20 protein-coding genes are annotated in these 14,984 nt (G+C 72.0%); 15 read left to right on the forward strand and 5 right to left on the reverse strand.

What is annotated here, in order from left to right; all coding sequences use genetic code 11:
* Position 1: 1 nt before the first annotated feature.
* From ABD143_RS14030 to ABD143_RS14095, 14 genes are all read left to right on the forward strand, one after another.
* Positions 2 to 535, forward strand: a complete 534-nt coding sequence (locus ABD143_RS14030; RefSeq protein WP_343976832.1) for a NifU family protein — start codon at positions 2 to 4, stop codon at positions 533 to 535.
* On the forward strand, positions 532 to 1,185 hold the full coding sequence (locus ABD143_RS14035; protein ID WP_343976835.1) for a DUF5947 family protein: 654 nt from the start codon (positions 532 to 534) through the stop codon (positions 1,183 to 1,185). The genes ABD143_RS14030 and ABD143_RS14035 overlap by 4 nt, the downstream gene beginning before the upstream one ends.
* Position 1,186: 1 nt before the next feature.
* Positions 1,187 to 1,840: a DUF6084 family protein gene (locus ABD143_RS14040; RefSeq protein ID WP_343976838.1), complete on the forward strand. Its 654-nt coding sequence runs from the start codon at positions 1,187 to 1,189 to the stop codon at positions 1,838 to 1,840.
* Positions 1,837 to 3,183 (forward strand): hypothetical protein, encoded by a 1,347-nt coding sequence (locus tag ABD143_RS14045; RefSeq protein ID WP_343976841.1) that lies wholly within the window; start codon positions 1,837 to 1,839, stop codon positions 3,181 to 3,183. Before ABD143_RS14040 ends, ABD143_RS14045 begins: the two co-directional genes overlap by 4 nt.
* On the forward strand, positions 3,180 to 3,722 hold the full coding sequence (locus ABD143_RS14050; RefSeq protein ID WP_343976844.1) for a hydrogenase maturation protease: 543 nt from the start codon (positions 3,180 to 3,182) through the stop codon (positions 3,720 to 3,722). The genes ABD143_RS14045 and ABD143_RS14050 overlap by 4 nt, the downstream gene beginning before the upstream one ends.
* Positions 3,723 to 3,853: 131 nt before the next feature.
* Entirely contained in the window at positions 3,854 to 4,135 is a 282-nt protein-coding gene (locus ABD143_RS14055) for a HypC/HybG/HupF family hydrogenase formation chaperone (RefSeq protein WP_343976846.1), read from the forward strand.
* Complete coding sequence (gene hypD / locus ABD143_RS14060; protein ID WP_343976849.1) at positions 4,132 to 5,259, forward strand: hydrogenase formation protein HypD; 1,128 nt, start codon at positions 4,132 to 4,134, stop codon at positions 5,257 to 5,259. Before ABD143_RS14055 ends, hypD begins: the two co-directional genes overlap by 4 nt.
* A 116-nt stretch (positions 5,260 to 5,375) precedes the next feature.
* Positions 5,376 to 6,449 (forward strand): hydrogenase expression/formation protein HypE, encoded by a 1,074-nt coding sequence (gene hypE / locus ABD143_RS14065; RefSeq protein WP_343977440.1) that lies wholly within the window; start codon positions 5,376 to 5,378, stop codon positions 6,447 to 6,449.
* Between the two features lie 2 nt (positions 6,450 to 6,451).
* Positions 6,452 to 6,781: a hydrogenase maturation nickel metallochaperone HypA/HybF gene (locus ABD143_RS14070; protein WP_343976852.1), complete on the forward strand. Its 330-nt coding sequence runs from the start codon at positions 6,452 to 6,454 to the stop codon at positions 6,779 to 6,781.
* The gene (gene hypB, locus ABD143_RS14075; protein ID WP_343976855.1) at positions 6,782 to 7,564 is read left to right on the forward strand and encodes a hydrogenase nickel incorporation protein HypB; all 783 of its coding nucleotides are present in this window, start codon (positions 6,782 to 6,784) and stop codon (positions 7,562 to 7,564) included. It begins immediately after the preceding gene.
* A 32-nt stretch (positions 7,565 to 7,596) separates the two neighbouring features.
* Positions 7,597 to 7,983, forward strand: coding sequence for an ArsR/SmtB family transcription factor (locus tag ABD143_RS14080; protein ID WP_343976858.1), 387 nt, complete (start codon positions 7,597 to 7,599; stop codon positions 7,981 to 7,983).
* A complete protein-coding gene (locus ABD143_RS14085) occupies positions 7,980 to 8,612 on the forward strand; it encodes an SRPBCC family protein (RefSeq protein WP_343976861.1) in 633 nt (210 codons plus the stop codon). The genes ABD143_RS14080 and ABD143_RS14085 overlap by 4 nt, the downstream gene beginning before the upstream one ends.
* Before the next feature lie 73 nt (positions 8,613 to 8,685).
* A complete protein-coding gene (locus tag ABD143_RS14090; protein WP_343976864.1) occupies positions 8,686 to 8,985 on the forward strand; it encodes a type II toxin-antitoxin system Phd/YefM family antitoxin in 300 nt (99 codons plus the stop codon).
* Positions 8,982 to 9,386: a type II toxin-antitoxin system VapC family toxin gene (locus ABD143_RS14095; RefSeq protein WP_343976867.1), complete on the forward strand. Its 405-nt coding sequence runs from the start codon at positions 8,982 to 8,984 to the stop codon at positions 9,384 to 9,386. Before ABD143_RS14090 ends, ABD143_RS14095 begins: the two co-directional genes overlap by 4 nt.
* Here the strand turns inward: ABD143_RS14095 and hypF are convergent.
* From hypF to ABD143_RS14120, 5 genes are read right to left on the reverse strand one after another with little or no spacing between them, the layout of a single operon-like run.
* Positions 9,379 to 11,637 (reverse strand): carbamoyltransferase HypF, encoded by a 2,259-nt coding sequence (hypF, locus tag ABD143_RS14100; protein ID WP_343976869.1) that lies wholly within the window; start codon positions 11,635 to 11,637, stop codon positions 9,379 to 9,381. The genes ABD143_RS14095 and hypF overlap by 8 nt on opposite strands.
* Positions 11,634 to 12,287, reverse strand: a complete 654-nt coding sequence (locus ABD143_RS14105; protein WP_343976871.1) for a D-sedoheptulose-7-phosphate isomerase — start codon at positions 12,285 to 12,287, stop codon at positions 11,634 to 11,636. The genes hypF and ABD143_RS14105 overlap by 4 nt, the downstream gene beginning before the upstream one ends.
* Positions 12,284 to 12,499: a HypC/HybG/HupF family hydrogenase formation chaperone gene (locus tag ABD143_RS14110; protein WP_343976873.1), complete on the reverse strand. Its 216-nt coding sequence runs from the start codon at positions 12,497 to 12,499 to the stop codon at positions 12,284 to 12,286. The genes ABD143_RS14105 and ABD143_RS14110 overlap by 4 nt, the downstream gene beginning before the upstream one ends.
* The gene (locus tag ABD143_RS14115) at positions 12,496 to 12,948 is read right to left on the reverse strand and encodes a phosphoheptose isomerase (protein WP_343976875.1); all 453 of its coding nucleotides are present in this window, start codon (positions 12,946 to 12,948) and stop codon (positions 12,496 to 12,498) included. Before ABD143_RS14115 ends, ABD143_RS14110 begins: the two co-directional genes overlap by 4 nt.
* Positions 12,949 to 12,979: 31 nt before the next feature.
* A complete protein-coding gene (locus tag ABD143_RS14120) occupies positions 12,980 to 13,483 on the reverse strand; it encodes a PadR family transcriptional regulator (RefSeq protein WP_343976877.1) in 504 nt (167 codons plus the stop codon).
* A 306-nt stretch (positions 13,484 to 13,789) separates the two neighbouring features.
* Between ABD143_RS14120 and ABD143_RS14125 the strand changes: the two genes are divergently transcribed.
* A complete protein-coding gene (locus tag ABD143_RS14125) occupies positions 13,790 to 14,956 on the forward strand; it encodes a uroporphyrinogen decarboxylase/cobalamine-independent methonine synthase family protein (RefSeq protein WP_343976879.1) in 1,167 nt (388 codons plus the stop codon).
* The last annotated feature ends 28 nt before the right edge of the window (positions 14,957 to 14,984 follow it).

Genomic DNA, 14,984 nt, shown 5'->3' on the forward strand with positions numbered 1-14,984 from the left:
GATGGCGTCGTCGGACCTGGACCCGCAAGGGCTCGCGACGCGCGTCGAGGAGCTGTTGGAGGGCATCACCGCGGACGGCGGGCCCCGCGTCGGGCACGCCGCCGAGGAGCTGGTGCGTGTACTCATGCGGTTCTACGGCACCGGCCTCGAGCAGATGGTCTCGATCGTCCGCGCCGGGGCGGGCGAGACGATCGTGCACCGGATGGCGGCGGACCCGCTGGTCGCAGCCCTGCTCGCGCTGCACGACCTGCACCCGGTGCCGGTGGAGCAGCGGCTGGGTCACGCCCTCGACGCGGCGCGGCGCCGGCTCGGGTCGCACGGCACGGGCCTGCGGCTCGCCGGGCTCGACGCCGCGGGACAGGTCCACGTCGAGATCAGCGGCGGGGGCTGTGGGACCGACACGATGAAGGACGTGGTGGCCTCCGCGATCGAGGAGCTGGCCCCGGAGGTGGCCGGCGTCGTCTTCGACGCCGTCCCCGCCGGGCCCGCGCTTCTGCAGATCGGGTTGCGCCCACCAGAGGGCGTCCGCTCGTGACGGGACTCGGGTCGCTCCGCCGGTTGCTGGCCGAGCCCGAGGCGCGGGCGCCGGCCCCGGAGGTGTGCGAGCTGTGCGCCACGCCCGTCCCGGAACAGCATCCGCACCTGGTGCAGGTGGTCGACCGCCGGATGCTGTGCGCGTGCGGGCCGTGCGCGTTCCTGTTCGACAACCCGGGCGCGGGCGGGGGCGAGTACCGCCGGGTGCCGGACCGCTACCTGTCCGACCCCGGGTTCGATCTCACGGCGGCGCAGTGGGAGGCGCTGCAGATCCCGGTCGGCCTCGCGTTCTTCCTGCGCAACTCCGCGCGGGACGAGATCGTCGCGTGTTATCCCGGCCCGGCGGGTGCGACGGAGAGCGAGCTGAGCCTCACGGCGTGGGCCTCCGGGGTCGGGGCGGGCAGGCTCGCCGCCGAACTGGCCCCCGACGTCGAGGCGCTGCTCGTGCGGCGCCAGGAGAAGGGCGGCACGGACGAGCGCAGCGGGCCGGGCGGGTGCCTGCTCGTGCCGATCGACGCCTGCTACCGGCTGGTGGGGCTGGTGCGGCTGCACTGGAAGGGCTTCGACGGCGGTGCGGTCGCGTGGCGGGAGATCGACGCCTTCTTCGCCGAGCTGCACGAGCTGGCCCGCCCCCTGCCGCAGGGGGGCTGACGTGCTGCGGTTCACCTGCACCGGCGCCCGTCCGGAACCGTACGCGGCCGGGCCGTCGCTGCTGCTCGACCTGCGCATCGACGAGGACAGCGGGCAGCGGGTGCACGCCGTCGCCCTGCGCACGCAGATCCGGATCGAACCGCGCGGCCGCACCTACACACCGGAGGAGGAGGCCAAGCTCACCGACCTGTTCGGCGAGCCGTCCCGGTGGGGGGAGACGCTCAACCCGCTCCAGCTCACGATGGTCGCAAGCACCGTCCAGGGCTTCACCGGATCGACGACCGTGGCGCTGCCCGTGCCGCTGACCTACGACCTCGACATCGCCGCCACCAAGTACTTCCACGGCCTCTCCGACGCCGCTGCTGACGACTCTGCCGCGGACCGCGGGATCCCGTTGCTGCTGTTGTTCTCCGGCTCGGTGTTCTACGCCGGTCCGACGGGCGTGCAGGTCGGGCCCGTCGCGTGGCACGAGGAGGCCACCCTGCGGCTGCCCGTCTCGGTCTGGCGGGCCGCGATGAACGAGCACTTCCCCGGCGGGGCCTGGGTGCGGGTGCGCCGCGAGACGCTCGACGCACTGGCCGCGTACCGCTCCGAGCGGGTCATCCCCAGCTGGGACGAGACGTTCGAGCGGCTGCTGAAGGAGGCGGGGTCGTGACTGCGCCGGAGCTCGGCACCGTGCTCGACGAGGTGGGCGCCGTCGCCGACGCCGTGCTGTTCGAGGGTTACCTGCTCTACCCGTACCGGGCGTCCGCGCAGAAGAACCGGCTGCGCTGGCAGTTCGGCGTGCTCACCCCCGAAGCCGACGGCACCGAGCCGACGCGCAACCGCACGGAGACCCTGCTGGAGCCGGGCCGGGACGGCGGGATACTGCACGTCCGGCTGCGCTGCCTCCAGCTCCAGGCCAGGTTGCCGCACACAGTGGACGGCGACCCCGTCGACGGGCTGGTCGTCGACGGCCACCGGCATCTGCGGTTCGAGGAGGGCGTGCCACGCCAGGTCGACGCCGCGATCGCCATGGCCGACCTGCTCGACGGCGAGGTCACGGTGCCGGTGCACCTGCCGGGGGGCCGCGAGGTCGAGGAGGTGCGCGACAGCGCGGGCACGCTCGCGGGCCTCGTCGTGCGCAAGTCCTGGACGGTGACCGGGCGCATCGTCGTGTCGGTCACCGACCTGCCCGGTCCGTACCTCGTGTACCGGCTGCGCCTCGACGTCGTCAACGACGGGGTCTGCGAACCTGGCGCACCACGCGAGGATGTGCTGCGGACCTCGCTCATCGCCGCCCACACGCTGCTCGCGGCCCGGCCCGGCGCGTTCCTCTCGCTCACCGAACCACCGCAGTGGGCCACGCCCTTCGCGGCGGACTGCGTCAACGAGCACACCTGGCCGGTACTCGCCGGCCCGGCCGACCGCGACGACCTCGTGCTCTCCTCCCCGATCATCCTGGCCGACCACCCGCAGCTCGCCCCCGAGAGCACCGTGAACCTCTTCGACGGGCTGGAGAACGACGAGATCCTCACCCTGCGGACGCTGGTGCTCACCGACGACGAGAAGGCCGAGGCCCGCGCCACCGACCCGCGAGCCGCCGGGATCATCGACGCGGTCGACGCCATGCCGCCGGAGATCCTCGAACGGCTGCACGGCGCGATCCGCTCGATGCGCACCGCGGGCGCCGACAGCCCGGTCGAGCAGCCACCCGACCAGGTGCCGTGGTGGAACCCCGGCGCGGACGCCTCCGTCGATCCCGACACCGACTCGGTGCTGGTCGGCGGCGTCCCCGTGGCGAAGGGCAGCCACGTCGTGCTGCGGCCCGGGAGCGGCGGGGACGTGCAGGACCTGTTCCTCACCGGCATGCGCGCCACCGTCCAGGCCGTCGTCCACGACGTCGACGGCGGCGTGCACGTCGCCGTGTCGGTGGACGGTGACCCGGCCGCGGAGATGCAGCTAGCGCACGGCCGGTTCCGCTATTTCCGGCCCGACGAGCTGGAGGCGGTCACATGACCGCGCCTGCGGACCGTCGGGTGCTCGTGGCGGGGATCGGCAACCTGCTCCTCTCCGACGACGGGTTCGGGGTGGAGGTTGTGCGCGCGCTGCGGGAGCGCGAGCTGCCGCCCGGTGTGGAGCTGATGGACACGGGCATCCGCGGGATGCACCTGGCCTACCAGCTCCTCGACGGCTACGCGGCCCTCGTGCTGGTCGACACCGTGCAGCGCGGGGACCCGCCCGGCACCCTCTACAGGCTGGAGCACGACCTCGACGCGCCGGACCCGGCGCCGGACTCGGCGTCGGGCTCTGGGCCTGCCGCGTGGGACCCGCACGGGATGGACCCCGCGGCGGTGCTGGCCCAGCTGGACACACTCGCCGCGTCCATGGGCATCGCCCGCCCGGTCGGGAGAGTGCTCGTCGTCGGCTGCGAGCCCGCGCAGCTGGTCGAGGGGATCGGGTTGAGCGAGCCGGTGGCCGCGGCGGTGGAGCCTGCCGCCGACGCGGTCGTCGCGCTGCTCGCCGAGGTCACGAAAGTCGAAGGAGCCAGACCATGATCCGCACGTTGCTGCTCGTCGTCCTGATGACGCTCGCAGTGGTCGCCGCGGTGCTCGCTGTGCAGTCCCGCGGGGAGATCGCCCGCTACCGCGACATGCGCCGGATGTAGTCCGGCGGAGAGGAGAGCGCCATGTGCCTCGGCATCCCGGGGGAGGTGATCGAGCTGATGGCCGATCACGAGGACCTCGCGATGGTCAGCGTGGAGGGCGTCAAGCGCGCGGTGAACATCGGGCTGCTGCGCGAGGACGGCCACCTGGACCTGGAACCCGGTGAGTGGATCCTCATTCACGTCGGATTCGCGCTGTCGAAGATCGACGAACAGGAGGCCAAAGCGTCGCTGGACTTCCTGACCGGCCTCGGTGATGCCTACACCGACGAGCTGGAGGCGCTCGCGGCGAGTGATATCACATGAGGTTCGTCGACGAGTTCCGTGACGCCGAGCTGGCCCGCGTGCTGGCCGCGAAGATCGCCGAGCTGTGCGAGCCGGGCCGCCGGTACAAGTTCATGGAGGTCTGCGGCGGGCACACGCACACGATCTACAAGCACGGCCTCGAGGACTACCTGCCCGAGACCGTCTCGCTCGTGCACGGCCCCGGCTGCCCCGTGTGCGTGATCCCGATGGGCCGGGTCGACGACGCCATCGCGATCGCCGAGCGCGAGGACGTCATCCTCACCTCGTTCGGCGACATGATGCGGGTCCCCGGCGGGCGGGGCTCGTTCTTCGACTCGAAGGCCGCGGGCGCCGACATCCGGATGGTCTACTCCCCGCTGGACGCGCTCAAGATCGCCCGGAAGAACCCGGACAAGCGCGTGGTGTTCATGGCGATCGGGTTCGAGACCACGGCCCCGTCCACGGCGATGACGGTGCTGCGGGCCGCCGCCGAGAAGCTGGACAACTTCTCGATCTTCTGCAACCACGTCACGATCATCCCGGCGATCAAGGCCATCCTCGACTCGCCGGACCTGCGCCTCGACGGATTCATCGGCCCCGGTCACGTCTCCACGGTGATCGGCTGCCGTCCGTACGAATGGATCGCCCGGGATGCCGGGAAGCCGCTGGTGTGCGCCGGGTTCGAGCCGCTCGACATCCTGCAGTCGGTCTACCAGCTGCTGCTGCAGCTCAAGGAGGGCCGCTGCGAGATCGAGAACCAGTACGCGCGCGTGGTGCCGTGGGACGGCAACACCAAGGCGCTGCAGGTGATCGGTGAGGTGATGCAGCTGCGGCCGCACTTCGAGTGGCGCGGGCTCGGGTTCATCTCGCACTCCGCCCTGCAGGTACGGGACAAGTACGCGGCCTTCGACGCCGAGCGGATCTTCAAGGTACCCGGGGTGCGCGTGGCCGACCCGAAGGCGTGCCAGTGCGGCGAGGTGCTCAAGGGCGTGCTCAAGCCATGGGAGTGCAAGGTCTTCGGGACCGCGTGCACACCCGAGACGCCGATCGGCACGTGCATGGTCTCGTCCGAAGGCGCCTGCGCCGCGTACTACAACTTCGGCCGGTTCAGCCGGGAACGCGTCAGGGAGGCGACCCGCGCATGACCACGCACGACCTCGGTTCGGACGTCGGCCGAGCTCGCGAGGCCGCCATCGAACCAAGCCCGACCCAGGCGAACTGGGCCGAGGAGGCGGTCGCCGCCCACGCCGGAGCCGAACACCTGACCCGCGAGGAGCAGGTGCTGGCCCGCATCGCGAAGGCCCGCGCCCGCAAGGCGCGGATCAAGGAGGAGCGGATCACGCTCTCCCACGGCGCGGGCGGCAAGGCGTCCCAGACACTCATCGAGGCGGTGTTCCTCGACGCCTTCCGCAACCCGGTGCTGGAGCTGCTGGAGGACGGGGCGCAGCTCGCCACCGCGGCCGGCCGGCTGGCGTTCACCACCGACTCCTACGTGGTCTCGCCGCTGTTCTTCCCCGGCGGCGACATCGGCGACCTGGCCGTCAACGGCACGGTCAACGACCTCGCGATGTGCGGGGCCCGGCCGCTCTACCTGTCCTGCGGCTTCATCCTCGAAGAGGGGTTCCCCGTCGCCGACCTGCAGCGGATCGTGGCCTCGATGGCGGCGGCCGCGCAGCGGGCGGGCGTGCAGATCGTCACCGGCGACACCAAGGTGGTGGAGCGCGGCAAGGCCGACGGCTGCTACGTGAACACGGCGGGAGTCGGCCTGCTGGAACGTGAGGTCGTGCTCTCGGCCGCAGCGGCCCGGCCCGGGGACAAGGTGCTCGTGTCGGGGCCGATCGGCGACCACGGCATCACCGTGATGCTGGCCCGCGGCGAGCTGGACATCGAGGCCGACATCGTCTCCGACACCGCCCCGCTGCACGAGATCACCGCCGCCCTGCTCGACGCGACCGGTGACGGCGTGCGGCTGCTGCGCGACGCCACCCGCGGCGGTGTGGCGACGATCTGCAACGAGGTTGCCGTCGCGTCGCAGGTGGCCGTGGTGCTCGACGAGGCCGCGCTGCCGGTGCGCCCGGTCGTCAACGGCGCCGCCGAGCTGCTGGGGATCGACCCGCTGTACGTGGCGTGCGAGGGCAGGCTCGTCGCGCTGGTCGCGGCCGAGCATGCGGACGCCGCGCTGGCCGCGCTGCGCTCCCACCCGCTCGGCGACGGCGCCGCCGTGATCGGCACCGTCGCGGACGACCCGCCGGGGCTGGTGCTGCTGCGTACCGCGTTCGGCGGCACGCGGATCGTGGACCTGCTGGTGGGCGATCCGCTCCCCCGGATCTGCTGACCGTGCACGAGCTGTCGATCACGCAGAGCGTCGTCACAGCGGTGACGCAGCGGCTGCACGACGCCCAGGTCCGGCGCATCCGCCTGGAGGTCGGACAGCTCTCCGGGCTGGTGCCTGACGCCGTGCGGTTCTGCTTCGAGATGGTGGCGACCGGCACGACGTGCGAAGGCGCCGCCCTGGAGATCGACGAGCCGCCGGGGCTCGCCCGGTGCCGGACCTGCGGCGCAGACTTCGAGACCGGCGAGGTGTTGCCCCTGTGCGAGTGCGGCAGCGCGGACGTGGAGGTGCGCGGCGGGCAGGAGCTGCGCATCCGAGAGGTGGAGGTGGTCTAGATGTGCGCGACCTGCGGCTGCTCCGACGACGCCGGCATCCGGATCGTCGAACCGTGCCTCGACCCGGGACACACCCACGACCACGGATACGCCCATGAGCACCCCCACGGCCATGAGCACCCCCACGACCACCAGCCCGGGCGGACGGTGGCGCTGGAGGTGGACCTGCTCGCGAAGAACGACGACCTCGCCGCCCGCAACCGTCGCGTGCTCGCCGAGCGCGGGATCATGGCGCTCAACCTCATGAGCAGCCCGGGCTCGGGCAAGACCACCCTGCTCGAACGCACGATCCGCGACCTCGGTGCCGACCTGCCGTGCGCGGTGCTGGAGGGCGACCAGGAGACCCAGCTCGACGCGGCCCGGATCAGCGCGGCGGGGGCTCGGGTCCTCCAGATCAACACCGGCGCGGGTTGCCACCTCGACGCCGACATGGTGGCGGCGGGCCTGGAACGGCTCGACCCGCCACGGGGGACGCTGCTCTTCGTCGAGAACGTGGGCAACCTCGTGTGCCCTGCGCTGTTCGACCTCGGCGAGTCCGCGCGGGTCGTGATCATGTCGGTGACGGAGGGGGCCGACAAGCCACTCAAGTACCCGCACATGTTCCGCACTGCCGACCTGATGCTCGTGAACAAGGTCGACCTGCTCCCCTACGTCGACTTCGACGTCGCCGACTGCGTCGCCTCCGCCCGGCGGGCCAACCCGCAGGTGGAGGTGCTCGAGGTCTCCGCCACCCGCGGCGACGGGCTGGCCGACTGGTACACCTGGCTCAAGCACCAGGCTTGACTTATATAATCTCTCACTGACATAGTTCGCCCGTGCACGCGTTCGACGTCCTGGGCGACCCGGTGCGCCGCCGGATCCTCGAGCTGCTCGCCGAGGGCGAGCTGACCTCGGGTGCCGTCGTCACGGTGATCCAGCGCGAGTTCGGGATCTCGCAGCCCGCCGTGTCGCAGCACCTGCGGGTGCTGCGGGAGAACGGCTTCGCGACCGTGCGGGCCGAAGGCACCCGCCGCCTCTACTCGGTCGACGCGCGACCGCTGGAGGAGGTCGACATGTGGCTGGAACGCTTCCGGCGATTCTGGAACCAGCACCTCGACGCCCTCGCCACCGAGCTGGCCCGCGGCAAGCGGGACCGCCGTGCACGTGAACAGCACGAGCCCACCGACACCACCCGGGAACACCGGGGAGAGGACGAACCATGATCGACATCGCAGACCAGCTCAAGGCGATCGGCCGCAAGGTCGGGCGCAGCACCACCACGAGCGGGGAGACCGTCTCCGTCCTGGTGGAACGCACGTGCGAGGCCGGCGTCGCCGACGTCTGGGACGCGATCACCGACCCTGAGCGCCTCCGGCGCTGGTTCCTACCGGTCAGCGGGGACCTGCAGGTCGGAGGCCAGTTCCAGCTGGAGGGCAACGCGGGCGGGGAGATCCTCGCGTGCCAGGCGCCGCGGCTGCTGCGCGTGACGTTCGGCGACGAGACGAGCGTCGTCGAGGTGCGGCTCACGCCACTGGACGACGAGCGGACCGCCCTTGAGCTGGAGCACACGGTGCCGATCGAGATGGCCAGGAGCGGCGCGGGCGCGCTGTACGTGGGGCCCGGGTGGGACCTGGCGCTCTTCGCCATCGGCCAGTACTGCGTCGGCGTTGTGGCCGACAACCCGGTGGAGGCCGGCAACTCGCCGGAGGGGATCGAGCTGGCGCGGCAGTCGGTGCTGGCGTGGCGGGTCGTCGTGGAGGAGTCGGGCACGGCCACGCCGGACGAGATCGCCGCGGCGCTCGAGGTGTCGATGGCGCAGTTCGCGCCGGGCACCGCAGGTGGCGAGGGCTGAGCTGAGCGGCAGAGGCCGCGCTTTCAGGCGCGCACCCGATAGCGATTCCGCTATCGGAAGCTATCCTTGCGCCATGGCCGAGCCGATCCGCCAGTCCGAACTCCGGAACAACAACGCCGAGATCATGCGCCGGGTCGCCGACGGCGAGTCTTTCACCGTGACGGTGCACGGCCGGCCGGTGGCTGATCTGGTGCCGCACCAGCGAACACCCCCGCGAAGGCGGCTGGTTCCGGCGGAAGATCTGGACCAGATCTTCGCCGGCGCAGGGCAGGGTCCGGATCCGGAGTCGTGGGCCGAGGACATGGCCGAATCGGACGCTGTCTTCGACGACGACAGTCCGGCGGACCCATGGGAGCGCGGCGAGCAGCGGTGACTGGCGCACGTCAGGTTCTGCTCGACACGTCGGTGATCATCAGTCCGCCGCCGGCCGGGTTCGCTTCGATCGCCGACGAGGTCGCCGTCAGCGCGGTGTCCGTCGCGGAACTCGAATACGGGGTTGGCGCGGCGAAAGATCCGGTCGAACGGCAGCGGCGACGCCGCCGGCTGCAGATCGTCACGGGAACGATGGAGGTGATCCCCTTCGACGCCGCCGTGGCCGAGTCGTACGGGATGCTCGCCAACGTGATCAGGGCAGGTGGCCGCGATCCTCGGCCGCGCAGGCTGGATCTGCTGATCGCGGCCACCGCCGAGTGGCACGGGCTTAGCCTCGCCACCCGCAACGTTGATGACTTCCGACTGCTCGATCGAGTGCTACACGTAATCGGGGTCAGCTGACGGCGGCCGCGGAGCCCGCCGCGGCGACCGCCACCTGCCCGAGGCTGATGCCGCCGTCGTTGCACGGCACCCGGGAGTGCACGAGCACGCGCAGCCCGGCGGCTTCCAGCCGCCGGGTCAGCCCGTCGAGCAGGCGGAGGTTCTGGAAGACCCCGCCGGACAGGGCCACCGCGTCCCGCCCCGCCGTGGCCGCGGCGTCCACCGCCGCGCAGGCCAGGACGTCGGCGAGGCCCTCGTGGAACCGCGCCGCCACCACCGGCGCGGCGACGCCCCGGCGCACGTCGGCTACCACCGCGCTGACCAGGTCGCCTGCCCGGATCACACCGGCGTCGAGCCGGGCGGGGTAGCCGTCGCACTCCCCGACCGCCGCCGCGCACTGCTCCAGCTCGATCGCCGCCTGGCCCTCGTAGTTCACCGCGTCGCGCAAGCCGACGAGCGCCGCGACCGCGTCGAAGAGCCGTCCGGCGCTGGTGGTGACGGGGACGTCGACCCCGGAGTCCAAGAGCCGTTCCACCTGCCGCCACCGCTCGGCGTTGCCGGTGGCGACGGCGAGCCCGTCCGCTTCGGCGCCGGCGGCCCGCAGCCAGGGCACCGCCATCCGCCACGGCTGGCGGATGGCAGTGGCCCCGCCTGGGAGCGGAACCGGTTCCAGGTGGGCGAGCCTGCGGAACCCGCTGAGCGAGACGTCGAGCACCTCGCCGCCCCAGAGCACACCGTCGCTGCCGTAGCCGAGCCCGTCGCACGCGATCCCGATCACCGGCCCCGCCTCGCCGTTCTCCGCGAGACACGCCGCCAGGTGCGCGTGGTGGTGCTGCACGCCGACCACTTCCAGCTCCGGGTCGGCCTCGGCCCTCGCGAGCGCGTACTTCGTGGAGAGGTACTCCGGGTGCAGGTCGTGCGCGAGCACCCGCGGCTCGACGTCGAGGAGCCGCTGGAGGTGGGAGATCCCGTCGGTGTAGGCGGCGAGCGTCTCGGCGTTCTCCAGGTCGCCCACGTGGTGCGACGGGAACGCCTCCGATCCCCGCAGCACGCAGAAGGTGTTCTTGAGCTCGGCGCCGCAGCCGAGCACCGGCCCGGCGGCGGCGACGGCGAGCGCCAGCGGTTCCGGCGCGTACCCGCGCGACCGGCGCACCGGGTACACCCGCCCGCGTACGACCCGCAGCACCGAGTCGTCCGCGCGGGTGCGGATGGGCCGGTCGTGCGTCAGGAACGCGTCCGCGACGCCGCCGAGCCGCTGCGAAGCGTCGTCGTCGTGGTGGGCGATCGGCTCGTCGGAGACGTTCCCGCTGGTCAGCACGATGGGAGCGGCCAGCTCGTCCAGGAGCAGGTGGTGGATCGGCGTGTAGGGCAGCAGCACCCCGACGCGGTCGTTGCCGGGAGCGACGGCAACGGCCAGCGGGGCGTCCGGCCGCCTGCGTAGCAGCACGATCGGCGCCCGGCGGGACGTCAGCTCGACGGCCTCGGCCGCGCTCACCTCGCCCAGCTCCCGCGCCCCGTCGAGCCCCGTCGCGAGCACGGCGAACGGCTTGTCCTCCCGGTGCTTGCGAGCCCGCAGCGCCGCGACGGCCGACTCGTCGCCGGCGAGCGCCGCGAGGTGGTAGCCGCCGATCCCCTTCACGGCGATCACGGCTCCGGCGCGCAGGGCGTCGGCCGCGGCCACGACGGGGTCCCCCGGTCCTCCGGTGAACCGCAGGGTGGGGCCGCAGTCGGGGCAGCAGACGGGCTGCGCGTGGAACCGCCGGTCCGCGGGGTCGTGGTACTCGGCGGCGCACGCCGCGCACATCGGGAAACCTGCCATCGTGGTGGCCGCGCGGTCGTAGGGGACCCCGGTCACGATGGTGAACCGGGGCCCGCAGTTCGTGCACGTGATGAACGGGTGGCGGTAGCGACGGTCGGCCGGGTCGCGCAGCTCGGCGAGGCAGTCGGCGCAGGTGGCGGTGTCGGCGGCGACTAGTGCGACCCGGTGCCCGTTTGCGGTGCTCGGCACGATCCCGAACCCTGTGCCGCCCTGCACCGGCACACCCGCGGCCGTCACGCCGGTGACGCACGCCAGCGGCGGTGGGCGCTCACGCAACGCCGTGACCAGCGCCTCGACCGCCGGGGCCGGGCCTTCGGCCTCGATGACCACCCCTGACTCGTCGTTGCCGACGAACCCCGCGAGCCCCAGCTCGGCGGCAACCCCGTGCACGAACGGGCGGAACCCCACGCCCTGCACGATCCCCGTGACCCGGATCCGCGAACGGACGGTCACGCCGGGCCCAGCGCTCGCTGCACCAGCTCCCAGAGCACGTGGTAGGTGGTGGTCTGGGCCTCCTGGATGCGGTGGACCGACGACGACGGCATCACGAACAGGTGGTCGATCTCCCCGCGCGCCGCCGCCTCGGCCATCGCACCGCCCGCGTACCCGGCGAGCCCGACGGTGAGCAGCCCGCGCTCGTGGGCGGCTGCGAGCCCACGCAGCACGTTGGCCGACCCGCCGCTCGTGGACAGGCCCATCGCGATGTCGTCGGGCCGGCCTGCGGCGGCCACGGGACGGGCGAACACGTTCTCGAACCCGACGTCGTTGGCGAGCGCAGTGAGGGTGGCGACATCGCTGGCGAGCGCGAACGCCGGGAGCCGCCGCGCACCGGCCCCGCCGCCGACGCAGAGCGCGGCCATCGCGGCGGCGTCCGTGCTGGAGCCGCCGTTGCCGAACACGAGGAGCCGGCCGCCGCGGGCGAACCGCGCGGCCATCGCCGAGGCGCAGGCGGCGATCCGGTCGCCGTCGGCCTCGACGACCTGCGCACGCAGCCGTCCGATCTCGGCGACCTTCTCCGCGGTGGAACGGGCGACGTCCCGCAGCAGGACGTCGCGGTCGGCCGCTCCGGTGTGCAGGAACGGGTAGAGGGACTCGGTACTCATGCCGGCGCCACCTTCGCGATCGCCTCGCCTGCGTGCACGAGCACGGTGTCCCCGACCGTGGCATCGACGAGCGCCACGCTGACCTCCTCCTCGGTACCGGCGCCGGTGTCGACCATCGCGAGCCCGTCCGCGAGCAGCGCGGTGACGGTCACGCGGACAGCGGCATCGGAGCACGTGATGCAGACCTCGCCCGGGTTCTCGTCCGGTATCACTGGAAAACCTCCGGGGCGTCCAGGAACACGTGCACCAACTCCCAGAGCACGTGGTAGGTGGTGACGTGGCCCTCGCGGACCACCCGCGGGTCGGGCGAGCGGACCGTGAGCACGTGGTCGAGGCCGCTCAGGCGGGACACCGGCCCGTCGGTCTGGCCGAGCAGCGCGACGGTGAGCATCCCGCGGTCGCGGGCGACGGTGAGTGCGTCGGCGAGCCCGTCGTCACCGCCGTCGGCCGCGATCGCGAGCGCGATGTCGCGGTGCCCGCCGAAGAGCTCGAGCTCGGCGGCGAACCCGGCGGCGGCTCCGGGCAGCGCGAGCGCCGGCAGCGCGCGCTTGCCGATGATCACCGGATGCACGAACTCGACGACGACGTGGGCCGCGTCGGCCGCCGACAACCCGGTGCCGAACACGAGCAGCCTTCCACCGCGGTGGAACCGGTGTGCCATCGCGTGGCACGCCGCGGCGAGCGCCGGGGCGTCAGCGGCCAGCAGTTCGATCGGGCCGGCGCGCCGGCTGAACGCCTCCGTTGCGTCCGCAGCGGTCAGCGTTGTTGTTGCTGCCGTTGTTGCCGTTGGTGTCGACCCGTTGCTCGGGCCGTTGATCGGTTCGGTGGCCATTGTTGCTCCCCTCAGCGGTGCCGCGCGTCGCGGCGGCGACCACCCGGGCGTAGCGGTCGAGGAACACGTGCAGCGCCTCGTGGGTGCGGGACAAGGTGACGGCCAGCTCGTCGAGGAACGACACGCCGTCGGGAGTGACGAAGTAGGTGCGCTTGGCCGGCCCGACGTCGGAGGTGTGCCATTCGGAACGGACGAGCCCCTGGCGCTCCATCCCGCGCAGCGCCCGGTACACCCCGCCGGCGTCGCCCTCCCCGTCGTGCATCGGCCGCAGCCGCGCAGCCAGCTCGTAGCCGTGGTCGGGCCGCTCTCGCAGGAGCAGCAACAGGCACGGCTGCAGGAAGTTGCGCGGCTCGAGCTCGGCCATGGGGGCGGGCCCTCCGTCGGCGGTGGTGGACGCCTCGGAGCTGAGGTTGCCAGCATGTGACAGAAACCACAAGACAACTCGGTCGCACTGCCGGACACCACCGGGTGCAGTTGCTGCCACGCCGCCCGAAAAATGCCCGTGAAGTGCGCGTTGACCCCCGAGAGGGACGGGTCTAGCGTTTCTCCCCTGCGACAGAACTGTCTCTCTCCGCCGTGATCGATCCGTTCCGCATCATCCATTACGCACTGCGGACGAGAATCGCATCGACGTCCGCCTGCCCGGGAATCTCGAGGAGGAGATCGTCCCATGGGTTACGACCCGCGCACGGCCACCGGTGTCCCGACCGAACCGGTTGGATCACTCCCCCGGCCGGCCAAGCTCCAGGACGCCTACGCCAAGTACGACGCAGGCGAGATCGACAAGTCGGACCTGGAGAAGTTGCAGGACGCCAGTGTCAAGGACTCGATCGAACGCTTCGAGGCCACTGGTTCACCGATCATCTCCGACGGCGAGCAGCGCTGGTCATCCTTTGCGACCTACCCGATCACAGACACCCTCGGCGGCACCGGGCTCGCCCCGGGGCTTGCCCCCGGCGGGCAGTTCTTCGCGATCTTCGCCGACGGCCACGGGCGTCAGCTGCCCAAACTCGTCTCCGGGCCGTTCCGCTACAACCAGCACGCCGCCGACTCCCTGAAGAAGTCCAAGCCGTACGCGAGCAAGCCGATGAAGCAAGCCGTGATCGCGCCGTCGATGCTCGCCCTGCTGTACCCGCTCAAGGACCCGGTGGAGGGCTACTCCCGCGAGGACTTCGAGGCCACGCTGATCGACGAGTGCGAGAAGGACATCCGGGAGGCCTTCGCCGCGGGCGCCGACCGGGTGTCGGTCGACTTCACCGAGGGCAGGCTCGCGACGCGGGCGGACCCACGCAACCCGTGGACGGGCGCCGGGCTGCTACCGCATTTCATCGAGCTGAACAACCGCGTGATGGCCCGCTTCACCGCCGACGAGCGCAAGAACATCGGGCTGCACACCTGCCCCGGCGGCGACCGCGACTCCGTGCACTCCGCCGACGTCCCGTACAACAATCTGCTCGGCTCGATGTTCGACATCAACGCCGGTTACTTCCTCATCCAGCTGGCGTCGGAACGCGACCGGGACCCGGTGTACGAGACGATCGGCAAGAACCTGCGCGACGACGCCGACGGCGTGGCGCAGATGGCCTACATCGGCACCACTGTCACGCAGAGCCCGCGGGTCGAGTCCCCGCAGGAGATCGCCGACCAGCTCATCCGCGCGGCCAACTTCATCCCGAAGGAGCGGATCGGGTCCACCGACGATTGCGGCTTCTCCCCCTTCTCAATTGACGAGAAGCCCAACCACGGTTCGCCGGACTACGCCCGCGACGTCGCATTCCAGAAGATCAGGTCACGGGTCGAAGGCAGCCGCCTCGCGGCGGAGAAACTCGGCCTCTGAGAGGCCGCGGCGGCCTCGGTCCACAGCT

It is taken from the genome of Pseudonocardia aurantiaca, from assembly GCF_039526725.1.
GTDB lineage: Bacteria > Actinomycetota > Actinomycetes > Mycobacteriales > Pseudonocardiaceae > Pseudonocardia > Pseudonocardia aurantiaca.

Excerpts from the sequence above, each read along its gene's own strand:
- hypB (WP_343976855.1), top strand. The coding sequence starts at position 6,782 with ATGTGCGCGACCTGCGGCTGCTCCGACGACGCCGGCATCCGGATCGTC.
- ABD143_RS14050 (WP_343976844.1), top strand. The coding sequence starts at position 3,180 with ATGACCGCGCCTGCGGACCGTCGGGTGCTCGTGGCGGGGATCGGCAAC.
- ABD143_RS14105 (WP_343976871.1), bottom strand. The coding sequence starts at position 12,287 with ATGAGTACCGAGTCCCTCTACCCGTTCCTGCACACCGGAGCGGCCGAC.
- ABD143_RS14030 (WP_343976832.1), top strand. The coding sequence starts at position 2 with ATGGCGTCGTCGGACCTGGACCCGCAAGGGCTCGCGACGCGCGTCGAG.
- ABD143_RS14120 (WP_343976877.1), bottom strand. The coding sequence starts at position 13,483 with ATGGCCGAGCTCGAGCCGCGCAACTTCCTGCAGCCGTGCCTGTTGCTG.
- ABD143_RS14085 (WP_343976861.1), top strand. The coding sequence starts at position 7,980 with ATGATCGACATCGCAGACCAGCTCAAGGCGATCGGCCGCAAGGTCGGG.
- ABD143_RS14125 (WP_343976879.1), top strand. The coding sequence starts at position 13,790 with ATGGGTTACGACCCGCGCACGGCCACCGGTGTCCCGACCGAACCGGTT.
- ABD143_RS14055 (WP_343976846.1), top strand. The coding sequence starts at position 3,854 with ATGTGCCTCGGCATCCCGGGGGAGGTGATCGAGCTGATGGCCGATCAC.
- ABD143_RS14090 (WP_343976864.1), top strand. The coding sequence starts at position 8,686 with ATGGCCGAGCCGATCCGCCAGTCCGAACTCCGGAACAACAACGCCGAG.
- hypD (WP_343976849.1), top strand. The coding sequence starts at position 4,132 with ATGAGGTTCGTCGACGAGTTCCGTGACGCCGAGCTGGCCCGCGTGCTG.
- ABD143_RS14115 (WP_343976875.1), bottom strand. The coding sequence starts at position 12,948 with ATGGCACACCGGTTCCACCGCGGTGGAAGGCTGCTCGTGTTCGGCACC.